The organism is Entomobacter blattae (genome assembly GCF_014672835.1).
GTDB lineage: Bacteria > Pseudomonadota > Alphaproteobacteria > Acetobacterales > Acetobacteraceae > Entomobacter > Entomobacter blattae.
The window spans coordinates 644,183-663,509 of record NZ_CP060244.1; the positions used below are offsets into that span (position 1 = coordinate 644,183).

At 45.9% G+C, this 19,327-nt stretch carries 14 protein-coding genes and 1 riboswitch; of the genes, 6 read left to right on the plus strand and 8 right to left on the minus strand.

What is annotated here, in order from left to right; genetic code table 11:
- Positions 1-27: 27 nt before the first annotated feature.
- The 3 genes from JGUZn3_RS02960 to JGUZn3_RS02970 all read right to left on the minus strand — a co-directional run bounded on the left by JGUZn3_RS02960 (position 28) and on the right by JGUZn3_RS02970 (position 2,992).
- On the minus strand, positions 28-1,065 hold the full coding sequence (locus JGUZn3_RS02960; RefSeq protein WP_203414771.1) for an NAD(P)/FAD-dependent oxidoreductase: 1,038 nt from the start codon (positions 1,063-1,065) through the stop codon (positions 28-30).
- Between the two features lie 130 nt (positions 1,066-1,195).
- Positions 1,196-2,572 (minus strand): voltage-gated chloride channel family protein, encoded by a 1,377-nt coding sequence (locus JGUZn3_RS02965; protein ID WP_203414249.1) that lies wholly within the window; start codon positions 2,570-2,572, stop codon positions 1,196-1,198.
- 209 nt (positions 2,573-2,781) lie between these two features.
- Positions 2,782-2,851, minus strand: a riboswitch (Fluoride riboswitch).
- Positions 2,846-2,992, minus strand: a complete 147-nt coding sequence (locus JGUZn3_RS02970) for a hypothetical protein (RefSeq protein WP_203414250.1) — start codon at positions 2,990-2,992, stop codon at positions 2,846-2,848. Its footprint overlaps the riboswitch before it by 6 nt.
- Before the next feature lie 235 nt (positions 2,993-3,227).
- Here JGUZn3_RS02970 and JGUZn3_RS02975 point away from each other — a divergent pair, with 235 nt between their 5' ends.
- Complete coding sequence (locus JGUZn3_RS02975) at positions 3,228-4,541, plus strand: Nramp family divalent metal transporter (RefSeq protein ID WP_203414251.1); 1,314 nt, start codon at positions 3,228-3,230, stop codon at positions 4,539-4,541.
- Between the two features lie 21 nt (positions 4,542-4,562).
- Here JGUZn3_RS02975 and JGUZn3_RS02980 read toward each other — a convergent pair whose 3' ends face one another.
- Positions 4,563-4,754, minus strand: coding sequence for a hypothetical protein (locus JGUZn3_RS02980; RefSeq protein ID WP_203414252.1), 192 nt, complete (start codon positions 4,752-4,754; stop codon positions 4,563-4,565).
- Between JGUZn3_RS02980 and tsaE the strand changes: the two genes are divergently transcribed.
- The 4 genes from tsaE (at position 4,748) to trxA (ending at position 12,779) form a co-directional block, all read left to right on the plus strand.
- Positions 4,748-5,368 (plus strand): tRNA (adenosine(37)-N6)-threonylcarbamoyltransferase complex ATPase subunit type 1 TsaE, encoded by a 621-nt coding sequence (gene tsaE / locus JGUZn3_RS02985; protein WP_203414253.1) that lies wholly within the window; start codon positions 4,748-4,750, stop codon positions 5,366-5,368. The two genes, JGUZn3_RS02980 and tsaE, sit on opposite strands and share 7 nt — an antisense overlap.
- Complete coding sequence (gene addB / locus JGUZn3_RS02990) at positions 5,350-8,553, plus strand: double-strand break repair protein AddB (protein ID WP_203414254.1); 3,204 nt, start codon at positions 5,350-5,352, stop codon at positions 8,551-8,553. Before tsaE ends, addB begins: the two co-directional genes overlap by 19 nt.
- A complete protein-coding gene (locus tag JGUZn3_RS02995) occupies positions 8,495-12,385 on the plus strand; it encodes a UvrD-helicase domain-containing protein (protein WP_203414255.1) in 3,891 nt (1,296 codons plus the stop codon). Before addB ends, JGUZn3_RS02995 begins: the two co-directional genes overlap by 59 nt.
- A 64-nt stretch (positions 12,386-12,449) precedes the next feature.
- Entirely contained in the window at positions 12,450-12,779 is a 330-nt protein-coding gene (gene trxA / locus JGUZn3_RS03000; protein ID WP_203414256.1) for a thioredoxin TrxA, read from the plus strand.
- A 72-nt stretch (positions 12,780-12,851) separates the two neighbouring features.
- Here trxA and hpnK read toward each other — a convergent pair whose 3' ends face one another.
- The 4 genes from hpnK to JGUZn3_RS03020 form a co-directional block, all read right to left on the minus strand.
- The gene (hpnK, locus tag JGUZn3_RS03005) at positions 12,852-13,706 is read right to left on the minus strand and encodes a hopanoid biosynthesis-associated protein HpnK (protein WP_203414257.1); all 855 of its coding nucleotides are present in this window, start codon (positions 13,704-13,706) and stop codon (positions 12,852-12,854) included.
- A 54-nt stretch (positions 13,707-13,760) separates the two neighbouring features.
- Positions 13,761-15,185: a hopanoid biosynthesis associated radical SAM protein HpnJ gene (gene hpnJ, locus JGUZn3_RS03010; RefSeq protein ID WP_203414258.1), complete on the minus strand. Its 1,425-nt coding sequence runs from the start codon at positions 15,183-15,185 to the stop codon at positions 13,761-13,763.
- Between the two features lie 97 nt (positions 15,186-15,282).
- On the minus strand, positions 15,283-16,479 hold the full coding sequence (hpnI, locus tag JGUZn3_RS03015; RefSeq protein ID WP_203414259.1) for a bacteriohopanetetrol glucosamine biosynthesis glycosyltransferase HpnI: 1,197 nt from the start codon (positions 16,477-16,479) through the stop codon (positions 15,283-15,285).
- A gap of 56 nt (positions 16,480-16,535) precedes the next feature.
- Positions 16,536-17,177: an ABC transporter substrate-binding protein gene (locus tag JGUZn3_RS03020; RefSeq protein WP_203414260.1), complete on the minus strand. Its 642-nt coding sequence runs from the start codon at positions 17,175-17,177 to the stop codon at positions 16,536-16,538.
- Positions 17,178-17,937: 760 nt separating this feature from the next.
- On the opposite strand from JGUZn3_RS03020, the gene hpnH reads away from it, so the two are divergent.
- Positions 17,938-19,134 carry an adenosyl-hopene transferase HpnH gene (gene hpnH / locus JGUZn3_RS03025; protein WP_203414261.1) on the plus strand — a complete coding sequence of 399 codons (1,197 nt, stop codon included), beginning with the start codon at positions 17,938-17,940 and terminating at the stop codon, positions 19,132-19,134.
- Positions 19,135-19,327 lie beyond the last annotated feature (193 nt).

Below are 19,327 nucleotides of genomic sequence, written 5' to 3' on the forward strand. Positions count from 1 at the left end.
GTATCAAAAGTTATTTAGGATAAGATTTTAGGCGTTAATGGTGTTTTTCGCTGGGTTTCCCTTACTGGTTGAATATTCAAAATGCAGGGCCGTATTGGGGAACACACGCGGATAAATGGCATGTGCTGCCATAGCAGCCTCGCTAAAGCCTTGCAAGATCAGCTTTATTTTTCCCGGATAGGTTGCAACATCCCCAATGGCGTATATGCCTGGGTGGGTGGTTTCACACGAGCTTGGGGTTACAGGGATATGAGTGGCTGTACACTCCAACCCCCATTTGGCGATAGGTCCTAAATCAGCAGAAAGGCCAAAAAAAGCCAACAGATAATCAGCAGCCAGTTGTTTTTTATTGCCATCCAGATCGACAATTTCAACCGTTTCCAGCTGTCCATTCTTGCCTGTAAGGGCAGAAAGTTGATAGGGTACAACCTTGGTAATTTTTCCTTCTTCAACAGCCCTTTCGAGCTGGGCCAGACTTTCTGGCGCGGCTCGGAAACGCTCTCTTCTATGGATAAGGGCAATACTGGCAGCTTCATCTTTTAAGGTAAGGGCCCAATCGAGTGCGGAATCTCCCCCCCCTGCAATGACAAGGTGTTTACCCGTAAAATCCTTACGGTTACGAATGAAATAGCGCACACTGCCAGTTTGCTCAAATGTTTCAATATCTTTTAAGGGGGGACGGTTTGGGCCGAAAGCCCCAGACCCTGCTGCGATAATAACGGCTTTGGTTTCAATAACGTGATTTTTGTGGGTTGTTAAATAAAAGGTTTTATGACTTTCGGTCAGGGCTTCTACTTTATGGCCCAGTAGGCGGGGAATAGAGAAGGGCTCTATTTGTTTTTCTAGGGCATTGACCAGTTCTTCACCGCTAATAGAGGGATGGGCGGGGATATCGAAAATGGGTTTTTCCGGATAAAGGGCAGAACATTGCCCGCCTATATGGGCTTGTGCATCCACCAGCAGGCAAGACATTTTCAGCATACTACACTCAAAAGCTGCAAAAAGCCCCGCAGGGCCTGCGCCAATGATCACCACATCGGTTTTGGTTATTGCTGGTGTTGCCATAAGGGGAAAGTCTCCATTCCAGAAATGTGGAACAAGGCCATAGAGGCCAAAAGAGCGGCCCATGCCGATTTTTTCCAATCTACTGGCTTCTTTATATGGCAAGAGAAAGGTCCGAGCAAAACAAAAATTTTTATTTTTCAGATGGGTGCTGTGTTTTATCAGAGCGACCAAAGGGCCATAGAAGATTTTGTCGGGTTACCCTTAAAGGGTGCTCGGTTAAATTGACAGGAGTATGGATTTTGCTTCGAAAAATTTGTTGTGAAAGATAAATCCCTGTATGTCCTGAACAGAGATAGGCTATAAAACAGCCAGTGGCGAGATAGACAGTATTTTGGGCTCCAAAAAGCTCAATTCCCATCATAGTGCAAGCGATAGGGGTATTGGAAGCTCCGGCAAATACCGCCATAAAACCAATGGCAGCCAGAAGGTCCATGGGCGCATTAAGCCAAACGGATAGAATGTTTCCCAAAGCTGCCCCAATAAAGAAAAGGGGCGTGACCTCTCCACCCTTAAATTCAGAAGCAAGGGCTACAATTGTAAAAAGTATTTTTATTAGGGCGCTGTAGGGGTAGGATTGTGGGCCAAAAAAATTGAGAATGGAAGCTCCATTAGGCTCTGGAGCAGTAATGCCAAGACCGAGATAGTCACGCGTGTCCAAAAGGTAGACAAAAATAATAGTCAGTGTCCCCCCAATAACAGGGCGGAGCCAAGCTTTAGGGCATATAGTTTTAAAAAATTTTCCAAGACGATGGGTCGATTCAGAAAAGACCAAGCTGCAAAGCCCAAAGCAAACCCCACAGAGAGCAACTTTGGCTAGCAAGATCAAGTTTGTGTGGAAGGGAGGCTCGTCTCTGAGAGAATAACCAGAAAAAAGCACGGTATAGAGAGTATGATGTATACCCCATGCATGGCAGACCCAATCGGCTATAAGGGAGGCAAGCAAAGCCGGAACAAGGGCAAGATAGTCTACTTTGCCTATGGCGATCACTTCCAGGCCAAAAATGGCACCCGCAACAGGAGTGCCAAACACGGCTCCAAATCCTGCAGCTATTCCTGAGATAAGTAACACTCGAGTTGCTTCTTGGGAGAGTTTGAAGAGGTTTGCAAACCCACTTGCAATGCTACCCCCAATTTGTACGGCCGTTCCTTCGCGTCCAACAGAGGCACCAAAGAGATGGCTAATAACAGTAGAGACCAGTACAAGGGGGGCCATGCGCAAGGGCACACCACTATAGGGTTTTTGGATTTGCTCTAAGATAAGGTTATTGCCTCTTTCGGATTCTCCTCCAAACCAAAAATAGATGCTGGCTGTAACGACTCCTGCAAAAGGAAGTAGGAACAGTATGGCAGGGTGCGCCACTCTGTAATGCGTTGCAGCTTCGAGTGCTGCTAAAAACAGGGCACATAAACTTCCCACCACGGCACTCATGGGAATAATCAGAATCAGCCACTTCATCGCTCGCAGAACTGGCAAAAATAGGAGCATGAGAGAAAAGAAAGGCATCATATTCCCAAGAACTTTGCCAGCTTGAGGGAAAAAGGGGAAAAGATAGGCCAAGAAATGAAGTTTAGCTTTATAAACTTGCTTTGGTTATAAGCTAGGAGGGCCAATAGTGTGGGAGTAACAAGAGTTAAGAAGAATATGAAAAATATGAAAGCCCAAACTAAACCAGATATTATAAACATAAACCCCCATCACCGCACAGTTAAGTAGCGTTTGTGATAGGAGTCATCAGCCTTTAAGGCGGTTTATAAACTTTGGGAGAACCCCATTCCCATTTTATGCGTAATGCGTAATGCGTAATGCGTAATGCGTAATGCGTAATGCGTAATGCGTAATGCGTAATGCGTAATGCGTAATGCGTAATGCGTAATGCGTAATGCGTAATGCGTAATTAAGCGTATGGGAAATGAAATTTTCTGTCAAGAAAAACGTTATTTCTACTCATGTCAAATCGAATCGTGTCGAATCGAAGAAAAAGGGGTTGTGGATCATCCTTTTGCTCTTCTCTTTTTCTAAAGCGAAAACCTCTCAATGAGACAGAAGCATAAGAAAAGAATTAAGGTAGGAACAAGTTAATCCTTCTTGTAAAAAGTAAAATTCCAAAGCACTATTATACCACTTGATTTAAAGAAACCTTGAGAGAAAAAGAAAAAAATCAATGATTGAATTAACAGAGACTGAGCTGACAGAAAAAACAGGGATCACTGCCAGAACAGTTGCTGCTATGCGGGATGGGTTAAACCAGGAGAGAGTTTCTTTACGTTTTTTACGGTATTTTATGGGCCCTGCCGTTATTGCAGCGATTGCCTATGTGGATCCTGGAAATGTCGCTACCAATATAGAGGCTGGATCACGTTATGGCTATAGCCTGTTATGGGTTGTGGCTTTTTCAAACGTTCTGGCTATGCTGTTTCAGGCTTTTTCTGCACGGTTGGGTATTGTTACCGGCAAAAATCTTGCTGAACATGCCAGAGACCTCTATCCCCCTTTTATTGTTGGCGGGATGTGGATCGTTAGCGAACTGGCCGTAATGGCAACAGATTTGGCAGAGCTGATAGGGGGAGGCTTGGGGATTGCCCTGCTTACAGGTTTTCCCATTTTGGTGGGGATGCTGGTTATGGCGGTGGGAACCTACATTATCCTGTATTTCCAGAAAATCGGATTTAGGCCTGTTGAATGGGTTATTGCTTCATTATTAAGTATTATTGCCCTTTGTTATCTTTTCGAACTAATTGTAGCCCAACCGCCCCTTGCTGCTATTTTGTATCATACTTTTGTGCCACAACTGCCCGATAAGGGGGCCGTGGTGCTTGCCGCAGGTATTATTGGGGCAACGATTATGCCCCATGCCATTTTCCTTCATTCAGGGTTAACCCAAGAGAGGATTGTCGGAGAGACAGAACAGGAAAAACGCAGAATTCTCCATTTTTCCAATATAGAAACAGTTCTGGCCTTAACTGTTGCAGGGTTTGTAAACATGGCTATGCTTGCGTTTGCTGCGCGGGTTTTTCATGGAGTTAATAACGGTATTGCCGAAATTGATACAGCTTATTATGGCATTATCTCCTATCGGGGGATTGTAGCGGCAAGCATATTTCTTGTCTCACTTGTGGCTGCTGGCCTTTCTAGTTCAGCAGTAGGCACTATGGCTGGGCAGTTGGTGATGCAAGGGTTTTTACGCCGTTCCATTCCCTTATGGGTTAGGCGATTGGTAACCATTGTTCCTTCCTTTATCGTTGTAGGATTGGGCTTTAACCCGACAACGAGTTTAATTATCAGCCAGGTTATTTTAAGTTTTGCATTGCCGGTTCCTATGATTGTGCTGATGATGGTGATTGGGAGGCGGGCTATCATGGGCAGCTTTACTCCCCATTGGGGCATTATGGCCTTGGCCGGAATTGGATCCGCTGTTGTATTATTTATTAATATTTTACTGGTTGTGCAAACGATATGGGATATTTCCTTTATTTAGACGGGAAAGGGAATTAGGTCTTTAGAGGAAGAGGAAGAGGAAGAGGAAGAGGAAGAGGAAGAGGAAGAGGAAGAGGAAGAGGAAGAGGAAGAGGAAGAGGAAGAGGAAGAGGAAGAGGAAGAGGAAGAGGAAGAGGAAGAATTTATGACAAGCTGTATTCAGGAATGCCCAGACGCGAACTAAAGGCGCGGGAAGGAAAGTTTGAGGTGGCAAATATTTTTTATCAGGTGATGATTTCTTCTCCAGCCCAAACAGAACAACTGGCACATATTTTGGCAAGCCTTTCCCGCAAAGGGGATACGATCCTTCTTCAAGGGCCATTAGGGGCAGGAAAATCAGTCCTATGCAGGTCTTTTATTAGGGGTGTTTTTAACGATCAAACAATGGAGGTGCCCAGCCCTTCTTACACTCTGGTGCAGCATTATGACCATGATGGCAAACAGGTTGTTCATTTTGATTTGTGGCGTATTTCCTCCGAAGATGAGCTTTATGAACTGGGCTGGGAGGATATGGATGAAGCTATTGTGCTGGTAGAATGGCCCGAGCGGTTAAAACATTTTATGCCACAAACAGCCTTGCACGTTCAAATAAGCTTTGTGGATGCTGAAAGCAGGCCTGAACTACGCCATGAGAGGGTCTTTTTTTCTCAGGCTGAAAAAAATCAAGGGTTTGAACCCAAAAAAATTGAACCCGAAAAAGAAAAAGACCATGAAGAGGGCCGTATATTTCAGCTCAAAGGGTGGGAGGATAGAAATCTTCTTGAGACGCTTATCCGTGCAGGTATGGTGGTCGAGGTGATAGAAAACTCATGGCAGGTCCTATGCTGATTGATATCCCTTTACATGATTCCTTCTTAGAACGGGTGGTTCAGCTGTGGTTACGGCAGGCAGAAGAAAAAAATGACGATGGGCCTACAGATCTTTATCCTTCGGCTGATGGGCTTCTGATTGTGCCGACCCGGCGTTCAGCACGAGCGCTTATTGAGGCGTTTTTACACCATTTTAAAGGTCAGGCCGCTCTTCTTCCCCGCATTGTAGCCGTAGGGGCTCTTGATGAGGAAGAAGGAGCCCTTATGGGAGAAGACCCTTTTTGGGTACCTCCTGCGGTTTCTTTGCAGCACCGTTTCATTGTTCTCTCAGAACTGGTTATAAAAATTCAGCCTTTTTTGGCTGCTGCCATTGGGGTAGAATCAAAGACTAGCCTGCACCATGCCTGGCAAATGGCCCGCTCTTTGGTTGGCCTTATGGATGAGGCCGAGCTGAATGGGTGTGATTTGGCAGAAAAATTACCGTTGGCCGCTGAGGGTGATTTTGCCCAGCACTGGCAGGTTATTCTCAGGTTTTTAGAAATCATCATATGCCAGTGGCCTGCCTGGCTTCAGGAGCAGGGGTTAAGTAACCCGGTGAAAAGACGGGTAAGTTTGATACAGGAACAGGCCAAATTTTGGCAAAAAAAAACACCCACCCTTTCCGTTTGGGCTATAGGATTTGGAGAAGCCTACCCTGCCATTATGGCCATGCTGTCTGCAATATTGCAGCTTCCTCATGGGCGGGTGATTACTCGGGGGGTGGATTTTTCTCTTTCAGAAGAGGTTTGGAATAAGCTACCTGATACACACCCCCAGTCTGGCTTCAAGCGTATCCTTCAGGCCTTGGGGAGGTCTCGGAAAGCCATAACCCCCATAAAAACCTTTTTCCCCACTTTTTCTGAGAATGAAATGCTTAAAGGACGTAGCCGATTATTGTCCAAGATCATGCTTCCAGATACAGCCTTAGCGGAGTGGGGAGAAATTCAGGAAGGGTTAAATTATTCGGGTATTACAGAACTTCACGCCCAAAGCCTGCAGGAGGAGGCCGCCTCTATCGCCTTGGCCTTGCGCCATGGGTTAGAAAAGCCGGGGCATCGGGTGGCTCTGGTTACTCCAGATCGTTCGTTGGCCCAGCGGGTGGTCGTAGAATTGCGCCGATGGGGCATTTTGGCAGATGATAGTGCCGGTGTTCCTTTAGCAGCAACGCCCACAGGGGTTTTTTTACGCCTTATGTTGCAATTGGTTACGGAGCCTTTTTCTTCCTTAACGCTTTTGGCATTTTTAAAGCATCCTTTGGTGGCCATGGGGTATTCGCCGGCTGAATGTCGGTGCCTGGCACGGCTTTTAGAGAGAAAAATGCTGCGGGGTGTCGCTGGTTTTTCGGGAGTAGAAGCCCTTATTTTTCGCCTTGAAGCGCAGCTTGCTCAAAGAAAAAATACATCGCCAGTAAGGGATAAGCCAATAAGAGATAAGACAGTAAGGGATAAACCAGCAAGAGATCATCTGACCAATCTGCCGTCTGAGCAAAATAGTTCCATAGCCAATTTTGATGAGCGCGAGGATGAAGCGCTGCTAACGTATTTGAGAAAATTGCAGAATATATGGGCCTTTTTCTCCTCCTACCAAGGAAAAACCCTCTCGGAATGGGTTCGTTGCTGTGTGCTGTTAGCAGAACAATGTGCAGAAACTGATGAAGAGCCGGGCGCAAAACGGCTATGGGTTTCTGAAGAAGGGGAGGTCATGTCGGCCCACCTTTCAGATCTGCTTTTTTATGGCCATAGTCTAGCGATGGAAGATCGTCAGGATCTTCCTGCTGTTCTGGCAGCCTCTCTTGAAGGGGGCACGGTTCGCTACCGGCGCCGTTTTGGAAGTGAAGAGAGTGAGAAGCTTCATCCGCGGGTTTTTATCTGGGGCTTGTTGGAATCCCGCCTTCAAAACGTGGATTTTATGGTCTTAGGAGGGTTAAACGAAACGATATGGCCACCACAATCTGATCCAGGGCCATGGGTTAGCCGGCCCATGCGTCAAAAAATTGGCCTGGCTTTGCCTGAGCGCGAAATCGGTCTTTCTGCCTATGATTTTGTCGCGGCCCTTTGTAGTGCAGAGCAGGTTATTTTATCCTCTTCCGCGAGGAGAAGCGGTTCACCGGCTGTAAAGTCGCGCTGGCTTGTCAGGCTTGAAGCCTTTATGATGGGCCAACAGAGAATGCTAACCTTTACCGCCTCGCAAGCTCAACGGGTGGGGATGGCATCAGCCCTGAGGTGGAGAAGACAGCTTGACCAACCCGTAGAGGTTAAACCAGCACCTAAGCCTTATCCTCTGCCTGAATTGTCCTTACGCCCGAAAGTATTGAGTATTTCAGATATCGGGGTATGGATAAAAAACCCCTATATCATATACGCCAAGCATGTGCTGGGTTTGCGTGAGTTACCAGGGCTTGAAGGGGGAATAGAAACAAAAGAATTTGGCAATATTGTTCATGAGGGATTACATCATTTTTTTGAACATCAAAACAAGGAGGTTTCTCTTGTTGGTTCAGAAGAAAAACTCCTGGCCTATTTTCTATCGGCCTTTGAGCACCTTCGGCTAAGGCCTGCCATAGGGGCCTGGTGGCAGCCCCGTCTAAAAAATATTGCTAGGACAGTCATACATATTCTTCACCAGAACTGGCAGAACGAAGGTCCTCTTCTTTTAAAATCAGAACAATCCGGGGCTATAACCCTGCCAACATCGGCCGGCCATTTTAAGGTTAAGGGCCGAGCAGACCATATTGAATATCTTCCTGGTGGTAAGGTAAGGATTATTGATTATAAAACCGGTGAAGTGCCCACGGCTACAAGTGTAAGGGAGGGGTGGTCACCCCAATTGTTGCTAGAAGCAATAATCGTGCAAAAAGGGGGGTTTGGACACCCTTGGGAAGGAGGGGGGATTTCTCTTGCTTATTGGAGCCTCAAGGGAAGCCATAGGGAAGATAGAGTGGTTTCTGTTCTCTCTGACTCTCTTTCCGAAAAGGAAGAAGCCTATATTTCAGGTTTTTATGAAGAGCTATGTGGTTTGATCGAACGTTTTAACAATCCTCTTCAGCCCTATCTTGTAAAGCCGAGAGCGCTAAAAGGAAAAGAGGAAACGCGCTGGGAAGCGGCCTATGATCAGCTGGCGCGTGTTAAGGAATGGCGGGAAGAAGACAATACCGATGAAAGTTAACCCTCCTCAGAGAAAAGAGAAAAAGGCGCAAAATCCCCAGATAGGCTCTGGTTATGCCTCTGGCCAGGCGGTTCATCCCACCTATACTCCTCCTCTTTCAGTCCACCAGGTTTCTGCTTTCTCTTCTATGGGTTCCTCCATTTCAGAGGCAAAGGCTGAAGGAACCGTTCAGGCAGCTACTGTTCAGCAGCGGGAAGCTTCAGATCCCTTCTCTTCAGTGTTTGTTTCGGCATCTGCGGGGAGTGGTAAGACGAAAGTGCTGGTCGAACGGCTTTTACGGCTTATGCTGCCCCATTTTGATGGACAAGTCTGGCAGGATGGTAGCCCTCCCCAGCGTGTTTTATGTTTAACTTATACCCGGGCAGCAGCCACTGAAATGGCGGTGCGGTTACAAGAAACGCTCGGGGAATGGGTAAGTCTGGATCGGGACTCTCTTTCGGGAAAGCTAGAGAAGTTGGGGATCTATCCTGCTTCTGGCATAACGGAGCCTGAAAAAACCCAGTTATTGATTAAGGCGCGAGCTTTATTCCTTCAGGTTCTGGATATGCCGGGTGGCATGCGCATTAGCACCATTCACGCTTTTTGCCAGTCTCTTTTACGGCTGTTTCCTCTTGAGGCTGAAATATCTCCTTATTTTACCTTAATAGAAGAGGAAGAAGGAAAGCAGCTCCAGGGGATTATCACCGAGCAAAATATTGTGAGCCAACCGCAGGCTGTTGCTGTGCTGTCAGAGCAAATGGCGTTTGCTGACATTCAGGATGTTATGCAGAAAATCTATGAAGGGCAGCATCATTTCTCCTCATTACAAGGGGGATTTTCAGCTCTTTCAGTTGAAGAACAAGTCGCCTTTTTTGCTCGGGAGGCCCGTAAGGTTCTTAAAATAAAACATGATACAGAAGAAGAGGTTGTGAAAGAAGCTTTTGCGCTCTTATGTTCTGATTCTCAGCTTCTGGCCACCTTGCAAACTCTTCAGGCCAGCTCTGAAAGTGGTAAAACAATTAAAGAGAGAACAAGTGCTATGTTAGGGGCTCTGCAGGAGGCCACCCAAATGGCAGACCAGGCAACAGAACCGCCTTTTCTTGAACTATGGGAGAAGATCAAGGGCTGTTTTTTGAAAAAAAACAAAAACGAAGTCCTCGATATTTTTTTACCGGGTAAGCTGCTAGAAACAAAGCATCCTGAGCATTTTCAGGACATTTCCCGTTTGATAGGCTTTCTTGTTGAACGAGAAGAGGCAAGAACGGCGATAAGGCTTTTTAAAATTAATAATGCCCTTTATCAACTGGTTGTCCCCATTATTGCGGCTTATGGTCAACTTAAGCGCAAAACAGGCCGGCTTGATTATAACGACCTCATCAGCACAACTATAGCTCTTTTAAAAGATCCCGGATCAGCATGGGTATTATATCGTATGGATGGCGGGATAGACCATGTTCTGCTTGATGAGGTGCAAGATACCTCCTATCGTCAGTGGGACATTGCAGCCTCTCTCACCGAGGAATTTTTTGCCGGGGAAGGTCAAAGGGCAGAAGGGACAACCCGTACCATTTTTGCGGTAGGGGACATCAAACAGTCGATTTTTTCTTTTCAGGAGGCAGAACCTCAAGCCTTCCTCTTTTGGCGTAAACAGTTTCAAAAACGGGTGGAAGAAGCGGGACAGAAGTGGAAAACGCCAGAGCTTACGGTATCCTTTCGTTCCAGTTCCCCCATTTTGAAAATGGTTGACGCTGTTATCGAACAGACCGGCATGCCTTTTGAGGAAAAAAGGCATGTTTCGGCCCGCGGGGGTTATGGCCGGGTTGAGTTGTGGCCTCTTTTAGAGGAGGATCGCCAAACGGAGAAAAGCCTGGATTGGTGGGATATTCCTCAAGAATACCAAAAACCTCAAGAAAACTCTGTCCGGCTGGCAGAAACGCTGGCCAGCTGGATTAAACAGGAAATATCGAAGCCGGCACAGGGCGGGCACACCCCCCTTGCTGCAGGCGATATTCTTATTCTTCTGCGCAAGCGCTCGGCTTTTTCCCATAATCTTATAAGGGCTCTTAAAGCCCAGAATATTCCTGTTATTTCCTCTCTTGCCACTTCTTTAAAACATCAGGTTGTTGTGCAGGATCTTTTAACCTTGTGCGATGTACTTCTCCTTCCGGAAGATGATCTTTCGCTGGCTTGTGTTCTGACATCGCCGATTGGAAATATTTCTGATTCAGACCTTCTGAAACTCACCCGAGCAGGACAGGAGCCTACCTTATGGAAAACGTTGCAAAAGCATCATAACGTTCTTCCCAATGGGGCAAAAATTTGGGATATGCTTTCTACTTTGTTTGGAATGGTGGATTTTGCAAGCCCTTATGTTCTGCTGTCCGAGGTTTTGGGGAAATGGAATGCCAGAACGCGTTTTTTGGCCCGTTTAGGGACAGAAGCCGCGGAATCGATAGACGATATCCTTGATGCAGCTTTGGCGTATGAAACGGAAGAAGCTCCTTCTGTTCAAGGTTTTGTCCATTCCGTACGCAATTCAGAGAAAAAGACCTCGCAGGTTGTTGATGCCAAGGGAGGTCAAGTACGGATGATGACGGTGCATGGCGCAAAAGGGTTGCAAGCCCGGCTGGTTATACTCCCGCAGACCCATTTTTCAGAAAATACCCATCATCGTGATCCTAAAATTTTCTGGCTGGAAACAAAAATGGGTGTGAAAATCCCTTTATGGGTTCCCCGTAAGGATCTGCATGTTTCAGCGATAAGTCATATGGTGGAACAAAAGAGAAGACAGGATCGAGAAGAATCCTATCGCTTATTATATGTTGCATTGACCCGTGCGGAGGAACGGTTGATTATTTGTGATTCGCAAAGCCAGGCGAAAGCTGCAAAAACCGGAGACAGTTGGTATACAATCTGCCAGGCAGCCTTGCAAAATTGTGATGCTCGCCAAGAACCCTTCAGCCTAGGGTGGGGAGAGAGTCTATCTGTGCTGGAGGGCGGCATTGCTTCCGGGAGCATTCCTGGAGTACAGCCTTATTCTTCAGCATCTTTTCAAGAGATCACTCAGAGTGAAGAGATCGTTCAGAGTCAAGAGATTACCCATACCCAGAGCGAAGATCTCCTCGAAACACCTGCTGGCATGGCCACGCGGGAAGAGGCCTTACCATCAGGGCCACATTCTGCCCTTCCCGAATGGATAGGCACCCCCCCTTCTTGGCAGGGAACGCCTGTGAGAGAACAGGAGAGCCCCGCGGCCTTGCTTGTTCCTAGCCGTCCGGAAGGGGTAGAGTTTGGCCACCAGCCTGCTGTTTATTCTCCTTTGCAGGAAAGGGGAAATATCTATGCCCATAAAGCCCGCGAGAAAGGAAAGCTCATTCACGGGTTTTTACGTTTTCTTCCTTCTATTTCTTCTCAAGAGAGGGCTTTCTCTTTGCAGCAGTGGCTTAAACGGCCGGCATATGGGTTTACAGAACAAGAAAGGCAAGCCATAGAACGGCAGGTATTAGAGCTGTTGCACAACCCCGTGTTACAACCGCTTTTTTCTGATGATGCCCGAGCAGAGCAGCCGTTGGCAGCTACAATTGGTCATACAGTCATTGTAGGGCAGGTCGATAGGATGTGCGTGCTCAAAGACCGGGTTATGGTGTGTGATTTTAAAACCGGGCGCCAGCCACCAGCTACGGTTGAGGAAACCCCGACTTATTATTTAACCCAGATGGCATCTTATCGGGCTATTTTACAAAAGCTCTATCCACAGATGCCTGTAGAGTGCTATTTAATATGGACAGAATATGGAAGAGCCGATCTTCTTCCTTCTTATCTCCTTGATAAAAGGATAGATGCAGTATTATGACCTTGATTTGATCAAAAGATAAGACCATTTATAGAAAAAGCGTTTAATGCTAAGGATAAAAATTATGAGTGAAAATACAGTTGCAACCACAGATGGTAATTTTGAAACAGAAGTGTTGAAATCAGAAGACCCGGTTCTGGTGGATTTCTGGGCAGAATGGTGTGGTCCTTGCAAAATGATTACACCCGCTATTGAAGAGATAGCTGCTGAATACAAGGGAAAGATGAAGGTTGTTAAGGTTAATATAGATGAAAATCCTCAAACCCCAGCCAATTATTCTGTAAGAGGCATTCCCACGCTTATTCTTTTTAAAGATGGCAAGCCAGCTGCAACAAAGGTAGGAGCTGCTCCCAAAAGCCAATTAAAGGATTGGGTGAAAGAAAGCCTCTCCTAAAGATTTTTCATCCGGCAGCAAATTTCTAGCTTTTTGGTGCGATGTCAAGAGTATTTGCCTGAGTCATTCAGCTTAATGAGCAACCTTTTCAGAAAGATTACTCCACGTGGTTGGGGTAATCTTTTTTCGAATGAGGAGCTCTTTTATTTCTTTGCTGCACAGGGCCTCTAACTCTTCGTGGTGTCTATAATCTGGCATTACGGCTGTAAGATAGGCGTTTTTAGCTGTTGCAGGATGAAAATAAATTTCAGAAAGCCCTTCTGGTAGGTTATCAAGAAGGGTGGTAATGGTTGCTGTCGTCATCTGCCCTGTAGCTGCCAGTCCGAAGCACCAGTCAGAAGTATGCATTCCAGCTTTTTTAATTTGAAAACGTAAAATTTTTGTCCAATATTGCAAGCAGTTATCGGCAAGGGAAGGCTTTTTGCAGCTATAATTGGGTCGGCTTGGCTCGTAAGGCACTCGTACAGCTTTTAAACCGTAACTTTTCCCAGTTTCAATCAGGATCTGCCCAACCGTAGGGTGAAGGTGCATATGTTTATGGGCGTTGGCATGGTCAAGTGGTAAGCCCGTTGCTGCATAGGCCTTAAACTGGGCTATAATTTCTGCCTGTAAGGCAGAGCGTATGGCGGGTTTAAAGAAATAATTTATGCCCAGCTTGAATTGCTCGGAAGAAAAAACCCCATCGCTATTGACTAGATGAGGAATTTCCTCAGGCGGCAGGGTTGCTGGGCCTTCTATGGTCACTAAATGGAGGCCCACTTTAAGAGAGGGCATTTTTTTTGCCCGCTTTATGGCATCTTCTACAGCAGACCCAGCGACCATTAAGCTTGCAGTACTGAGTATGCCCTCTCTATGGGCTTGCTCAACAGCTTCATTGATTTCAACAGACATACCAAAGTCGTCTGCAGTAAATATCGCTTGTTTCATGAAAAATAGAACCCTCTACCAGGAGAGCCCTGGCAGAGGAAAGAAAAAAAAAGATTAAGCCGCATGTCTGTTGCGCAGGAATTGGAAGAACTCTATTCCTTCACGCAAACGGCGTTTCATCATCTGTGGACTGCGCACCATTTCACCGACGATGGAAGCAATTTTAGGAGCCCGGAAGTAGAATTCCTTATAGAAGGTTTCAACATTTTCGAAGATTTCTGTATGCGAAAGGTGGGGATAATGCAGAGGGGCAATCTGTATACCGCTATCATCAATCAGCTCGGCATTTTTTTCATCCAACCAGCCATTTTCCATAGCTTGCTTGTGTAGGAAAGTACCAGGGTAGGGGGCAGCAAGAGAAACTTGCAGGGTATGAGGGTTGATTTCTTTGGCAAAATCTATGGTTTCCCGAATGGTTTCCTGTGTTTCGCCAGGAAGGCCGAGGATAAAGGTTCCATGAATTTTAATACCAAGCTCATGACAGTTTTTGGTAAATTCCTTGGCCACTTCAATCCGCATCCCTTTTTTGATATTATGCAGGATTTGTTGATTTCCGCTTTCATACCCAACAAGTAACAGGCGTAGTCCGTTATCCTTTAAAATCTGAAGGGTTTTACGGGGTACATTGGCTTTGGCATTGCAAGACCAAGTAATGCCCATTTTCCCTAGCTCACGGGCAATGGCTTCTGCTCTTGGCAGGTCATCAGTAAAGGTGTCATCATCAAAGAAGAACTCTTTAACCTGTGGGAAATATTCCCGTGCGAGACGAATCTCTTCAGCAACGTGCTGTGGGCTACGGGTTCTATAACGATGTCCCCCTACAGTTTGGGGCCACAAGCAGAACGTGCAGTGAGATTTGCACCCACGGCCAGTATAAATAGAGATATAGGGGTGCATAAGGTAGCCAATGAAATAGTCTTCAATTTTCAGATCGCGCTTATACACTTCTGTTACGAAGGGAAGATCGTCCATATTTTCAATCATGGCACGATCTTTATTGTGGACGATTAGTCCTTCTTCATTCCGCCAGGAAATGCCATCTACATCCTTTAGGTTACGGCCTTCAGCAATTTCTTTAATGGTATAGTCAAATTCATTGCGGGCAACAAAATCAATGACAGGGGCTGCTGCAAGGCTTTCCTGAGGTTGAACGGCTACCTTTGCCCCGACCATGCCAATTTTAAGGGAGGGGTTAACATCCTTTAACCTTTGGGCCACCTTAACATCGGAAGCAAAGGAGGGAGTGGAGGTGTGCATAATAACCAGATCGCGGTTTTTGACATCTTCCAAGATGGGTTCCAGCCCCATACGGGCGGGTGGCGCATCGATTAAACGGCTATTGGGCACCATAGCGGCGGGTTGGGCTAGCCAGGTTGGATACCAAAAAGAGCGAATTTCGCGTTTGGCTTGGTATCGGGAACCTGCTCCACCATCAAAACCATCAAAGGACGGGGGTTGAAGAAATAGGGTTTTCATCATTTTGGAGCATTCCTTGTTGATAAAATTCTCTGGAACAGGTTCTTAAAAAATGGGGTCAGGAGAACGAATATTGAGATGTATATAACAAGAGACGTTTCTAATTACCACTTTTTCTATGCTTTAAATCACGAAAAACTCTTTTATCGTTATTGATTGTGACGGTTTGACCGCGCCACGAAACTTTTGTACCACAAAAACTGATGATAACATTTCCTACCGAAAAAACATCTCTTAATAAGGTATGAACAACAGCGTGGCGCTCAGGAATTGCAAAAAGAGAGTTGATTTTTTGGTTGACCTTATACCGCAAACCATAGGCAGCCAGAAAAAATAACCAGCTTTTGGCCTTTTTAGGTTGCAGTAGGACTGCCAAGCTGGCCCAAAATAGAGGCATTTGTAAAACAGAAGCTGCAAAGCCAGCGGGGAAAATAGAGCGGATTGTTCGCCCCCAGCGAAGCTCATGAGAAAACAGATCTCTCCATTTTTTTTCTCCAACTGTTGTCCAGGTGGGGGTAGGGGCAACAGCAATATGCAACCCTAAGGCCAGTATTTTTTTGCCAATCAGGGCGTCATCGGCAACATGCTGGCGGAGGCTTTCTATTCCTCCAATTTGGTGAAGGGTCTGCTTGTGAAGGGCTATGGTCGCTCCCAGGCAATCCTCCCTTCCCAACGCACGGGAAAGGGCTACGCCAGGAAGGAAGATATGGTTAATCGCTGCAGCTCCAAACTCCCTTACGCGGGTGGAAGAGGCAGGATAGCCTCCATAAAGGGTTGTTACAACTCCCACTTGTGGGCGCTGAAGGGTTTGGGCGATGTGGTTGAGGTAGTCTGGGCGGACATGAATATCCGAATCAGAAAACACATAATAATTATGCTGTGCGGCGGGGAGCATGTTGGCCAGGTTGGCAATTTTGCGGTTTACGCTGTTATCATACTGCCCGATAATAATGCGGGAGGAAACATGGGGATATTCTTTTTGTAAAGCTTCCACCAATGCTATGGCGGGGTCCTTTGGATTTTGGAACCCAAAAATGAGCTCAAATTTGGGATAGTTTAAACGAAAAAAACAGGTGAGGGCCTCTTTAAGCATCGGCTCAAGGCCATGCATGGGCTTAAGAATGCTTATGCCAGACCAAAGAGTAGGGGCAAAAGAATGGGAAGACGAAGGGGATGTTTTGCTTTTAAAGGTTTTCTTTAAAAAATGGTAACCAGCAGCCCCTTGGGCCAAGCCTATAAGGGTTGCCATTTGGCACAATAAAGCGATTTTTGAAGTGAGCTGCCGGTCGATAGACATAAAATTCCAGCCGTTTATGAATTTTTGGACTTAAGAAATTTTGGATTTAAAGAGGGTTAATTGCTTGAAAATTGTTGGATCTTTTTATTCAGGCTGGCAATAAGGTTGTCCACATTCCCATCATTATTTCCCAGGGCAGAACGAAAATCACCATGCTGTATGGCGACTTGGCTGATGTGGCCATCGACCAGCACATCAGAGATCTTCCAGCCTTGGGGGGTCTGCTGCATGAGGTAGTTAATCTGCGTATCGGAAATCATGGTAGAAACCATTTGTCCCTTATTGCTGGCTGCACTTGTCTTAGGAGAGATCTTGAATGTAGCAGGAGAATTATCTGCAGGGAAGCTGGAGATATACCGAGCTACGGTAAATCTTCTAAAGGTTTCTAAAAGCCTTTCCTTATCTGCAGCAGAGAAGCTTTCAAATTTATAACCAACAGAGGTTCGCAAAATCCCAGGCAGGTCAAAGGCTTGGGAAATGACAGGTGCTAATATTGCCTCTTTTTGTGTAAACGAAGCCCCTTGGGCTGCTTGTATTTTTTTTAGGGCAGCATAGAGATTGGCTACAGGGGCTGTTATTTCAGAGGATGCAACAACAACCTGCTGTTGGCTCGCCGCAGGGGTGCTGAAGGACAAAGGAAGAACAAGGGCCGGAACACCAACAGCGAGTACGCCAAAAGCAAGGTATTTTATATTCACAGTAAAAATCCCCAGAAGATTAAAGAAGATTAAAGATGGTTAAAATAGACTGATCGAGAAAAGAAAAATTTTTCCCTAAGGTATTTAAGGTTAAAAAAATATGCCAGAGGAAAAAATGCATATCTCTTCTTTGCACTTAATACACGCATTTCACTCATACACCCATTTAACTCATACACACAGGGCCGGTTTATTATTTCCTGATAGGAAAATGAGGGGCTATTTCTCCTTTTCACAAATGTGGAGGGGCTGATGTGGGGAGAATCGCTCAGAATTTCCAGTTTCTAGCACGATCTTAACCGTGTTTCGTTGTCTGGTCTCTGTCTTGGTTTTATATTCTTGGTTCTATCTCTTGGGGTAATGGGTTTACCCTTCCTCTTGAAAAGGGAAGGAGCAGCAGGAAAATAAGCGGGGGTGTTTTCAAAAAGTTTCGAAAACTGTGTTGTTTTGGACACGTTAAGCAGGTGGAATAGAAAAAAGGTATTCTTTTGCATTTAAATATTATAAAAAGACCTACTTTGTATAAAAGCCTGCCTCATTACTTTAATAGGATATCTTCTGAGGGTGTTTTTAGTTGTTTATTCTATTGGCGTAGCATTCCCTGGTGAACAATACTGCTCCAACAAGGATACGGGCTACACCAAAGAGGTAGGTTTTGAGTAAGAGAGTAAAATTGCCATTAGCCACGATAAGGCAATATTTGTAATTTTTTTTGATTATGAAAACCGGTTTGGCAAACCGGACGCAGGAGCTAAAATTTATGGCTGTTCCATTGATGCAGGCTGTTAGGGTTGGGGCTTATGTTGTTAAACAGCACCTTTTAGGGCGCAAGCGTTATCCCCTTGTATTAATGCTCGAACCATTATTCCGGTGTAATCTTGCCTGTTCTGGTTGTGGTAAGATCGATTACCCCTCTGAAATTCTTAACCAGCGGATGAGCGTTCAGGAATGCCTGGATGCCGATGCCGAATGCGGTGCTCCCGTTATTGCCGTCGCTGGGGGTGAACCCTTGCTGCATAAGGATATGCCAGAAATTATCCGTGGCCTTCTAGCGCGTAAAAAATACGTCTATCTTTGCACCAATGCCCTTCTTCTTGAAAAGAAGATTGATGATTACGAGCCTTCCCCATTTTTCTCTTGGGATATCCATCTCGATGGAGACCAGCAGATGCACGATGTTTCCGTCTCTCAGGAAGGGGTTTATACGCGTGCTATAGCTGCTATTAAACTCGCTAAGGAGCGCGGGTTTAGGGTTTCTATCAATTGCACCTTGTTTGATGGGGCCGATCCCAAGCGGGTGGCAGCTTTTTACGATGAGGTGATGGCTTTGGGGGTCGATGGGATTATGACAGCCCCAGGCTATGCTTACGAAAGAGCCCCTGACCAGGAGCATTTTTTAAGCCGACAGAAAACAAAACAGCTGTTTCGCGATATTTTCCGCTTAGGTAAAGGGAAAAAATGGCGTTTTACGCAATCTCCCCTATTTTTAAACTTTTTGGCGGGGAATGAACAATATCATTGTACCCCATGGGGTAAGCCCTTAAGAACCGTATTTGGCTGGCAGCGCCCTTGTTACCTTTTGGGGGAAGGGTATGCCCGTACATTTAAAGAGCTGTTAAACGATACGCACTGGGACGATTACGGAACGGGGAATTATGAAAAATGCGCTAACTGCATGGTGCATTCCGGCTACGAATCTACAGCTGTAAAAGACGCCATTGCCCGGCCCTTACATTTGTTAAAGGTTGCTCTCATGGGGCCAGAAACCGAAGGCCCCATGGCTCCGGAAATTTCTTTAGCTCACCAGCGCCCTGCTGAATATACCTATACAAAGCAGGTTGAGGAACGCCTACAGGAGATTAAAGATAGGAAAAAACCGGTTACCCCTCCTAAAGTACGGATCCTTTCTTCTAATGATTCCAAACTGCCGCAGGATTCTGTCACCGCTGCAGACTAGGGGGGAGACTAGGGAGTCGAAATTTCTTAAAGATTAAGCATTCAAACAGGGCGCAGGTTTTTCTGCTGCCCTGTTTTTTATAGTCTATACGTTTATATTGGGATAAGGAGTTACGGAGGATGTAAACTTAAAAAAGCTTTGTTTGCCACGGTTGGCAAATATATGTTGGCAGACAGGGTAAGGCCGCAAAAAT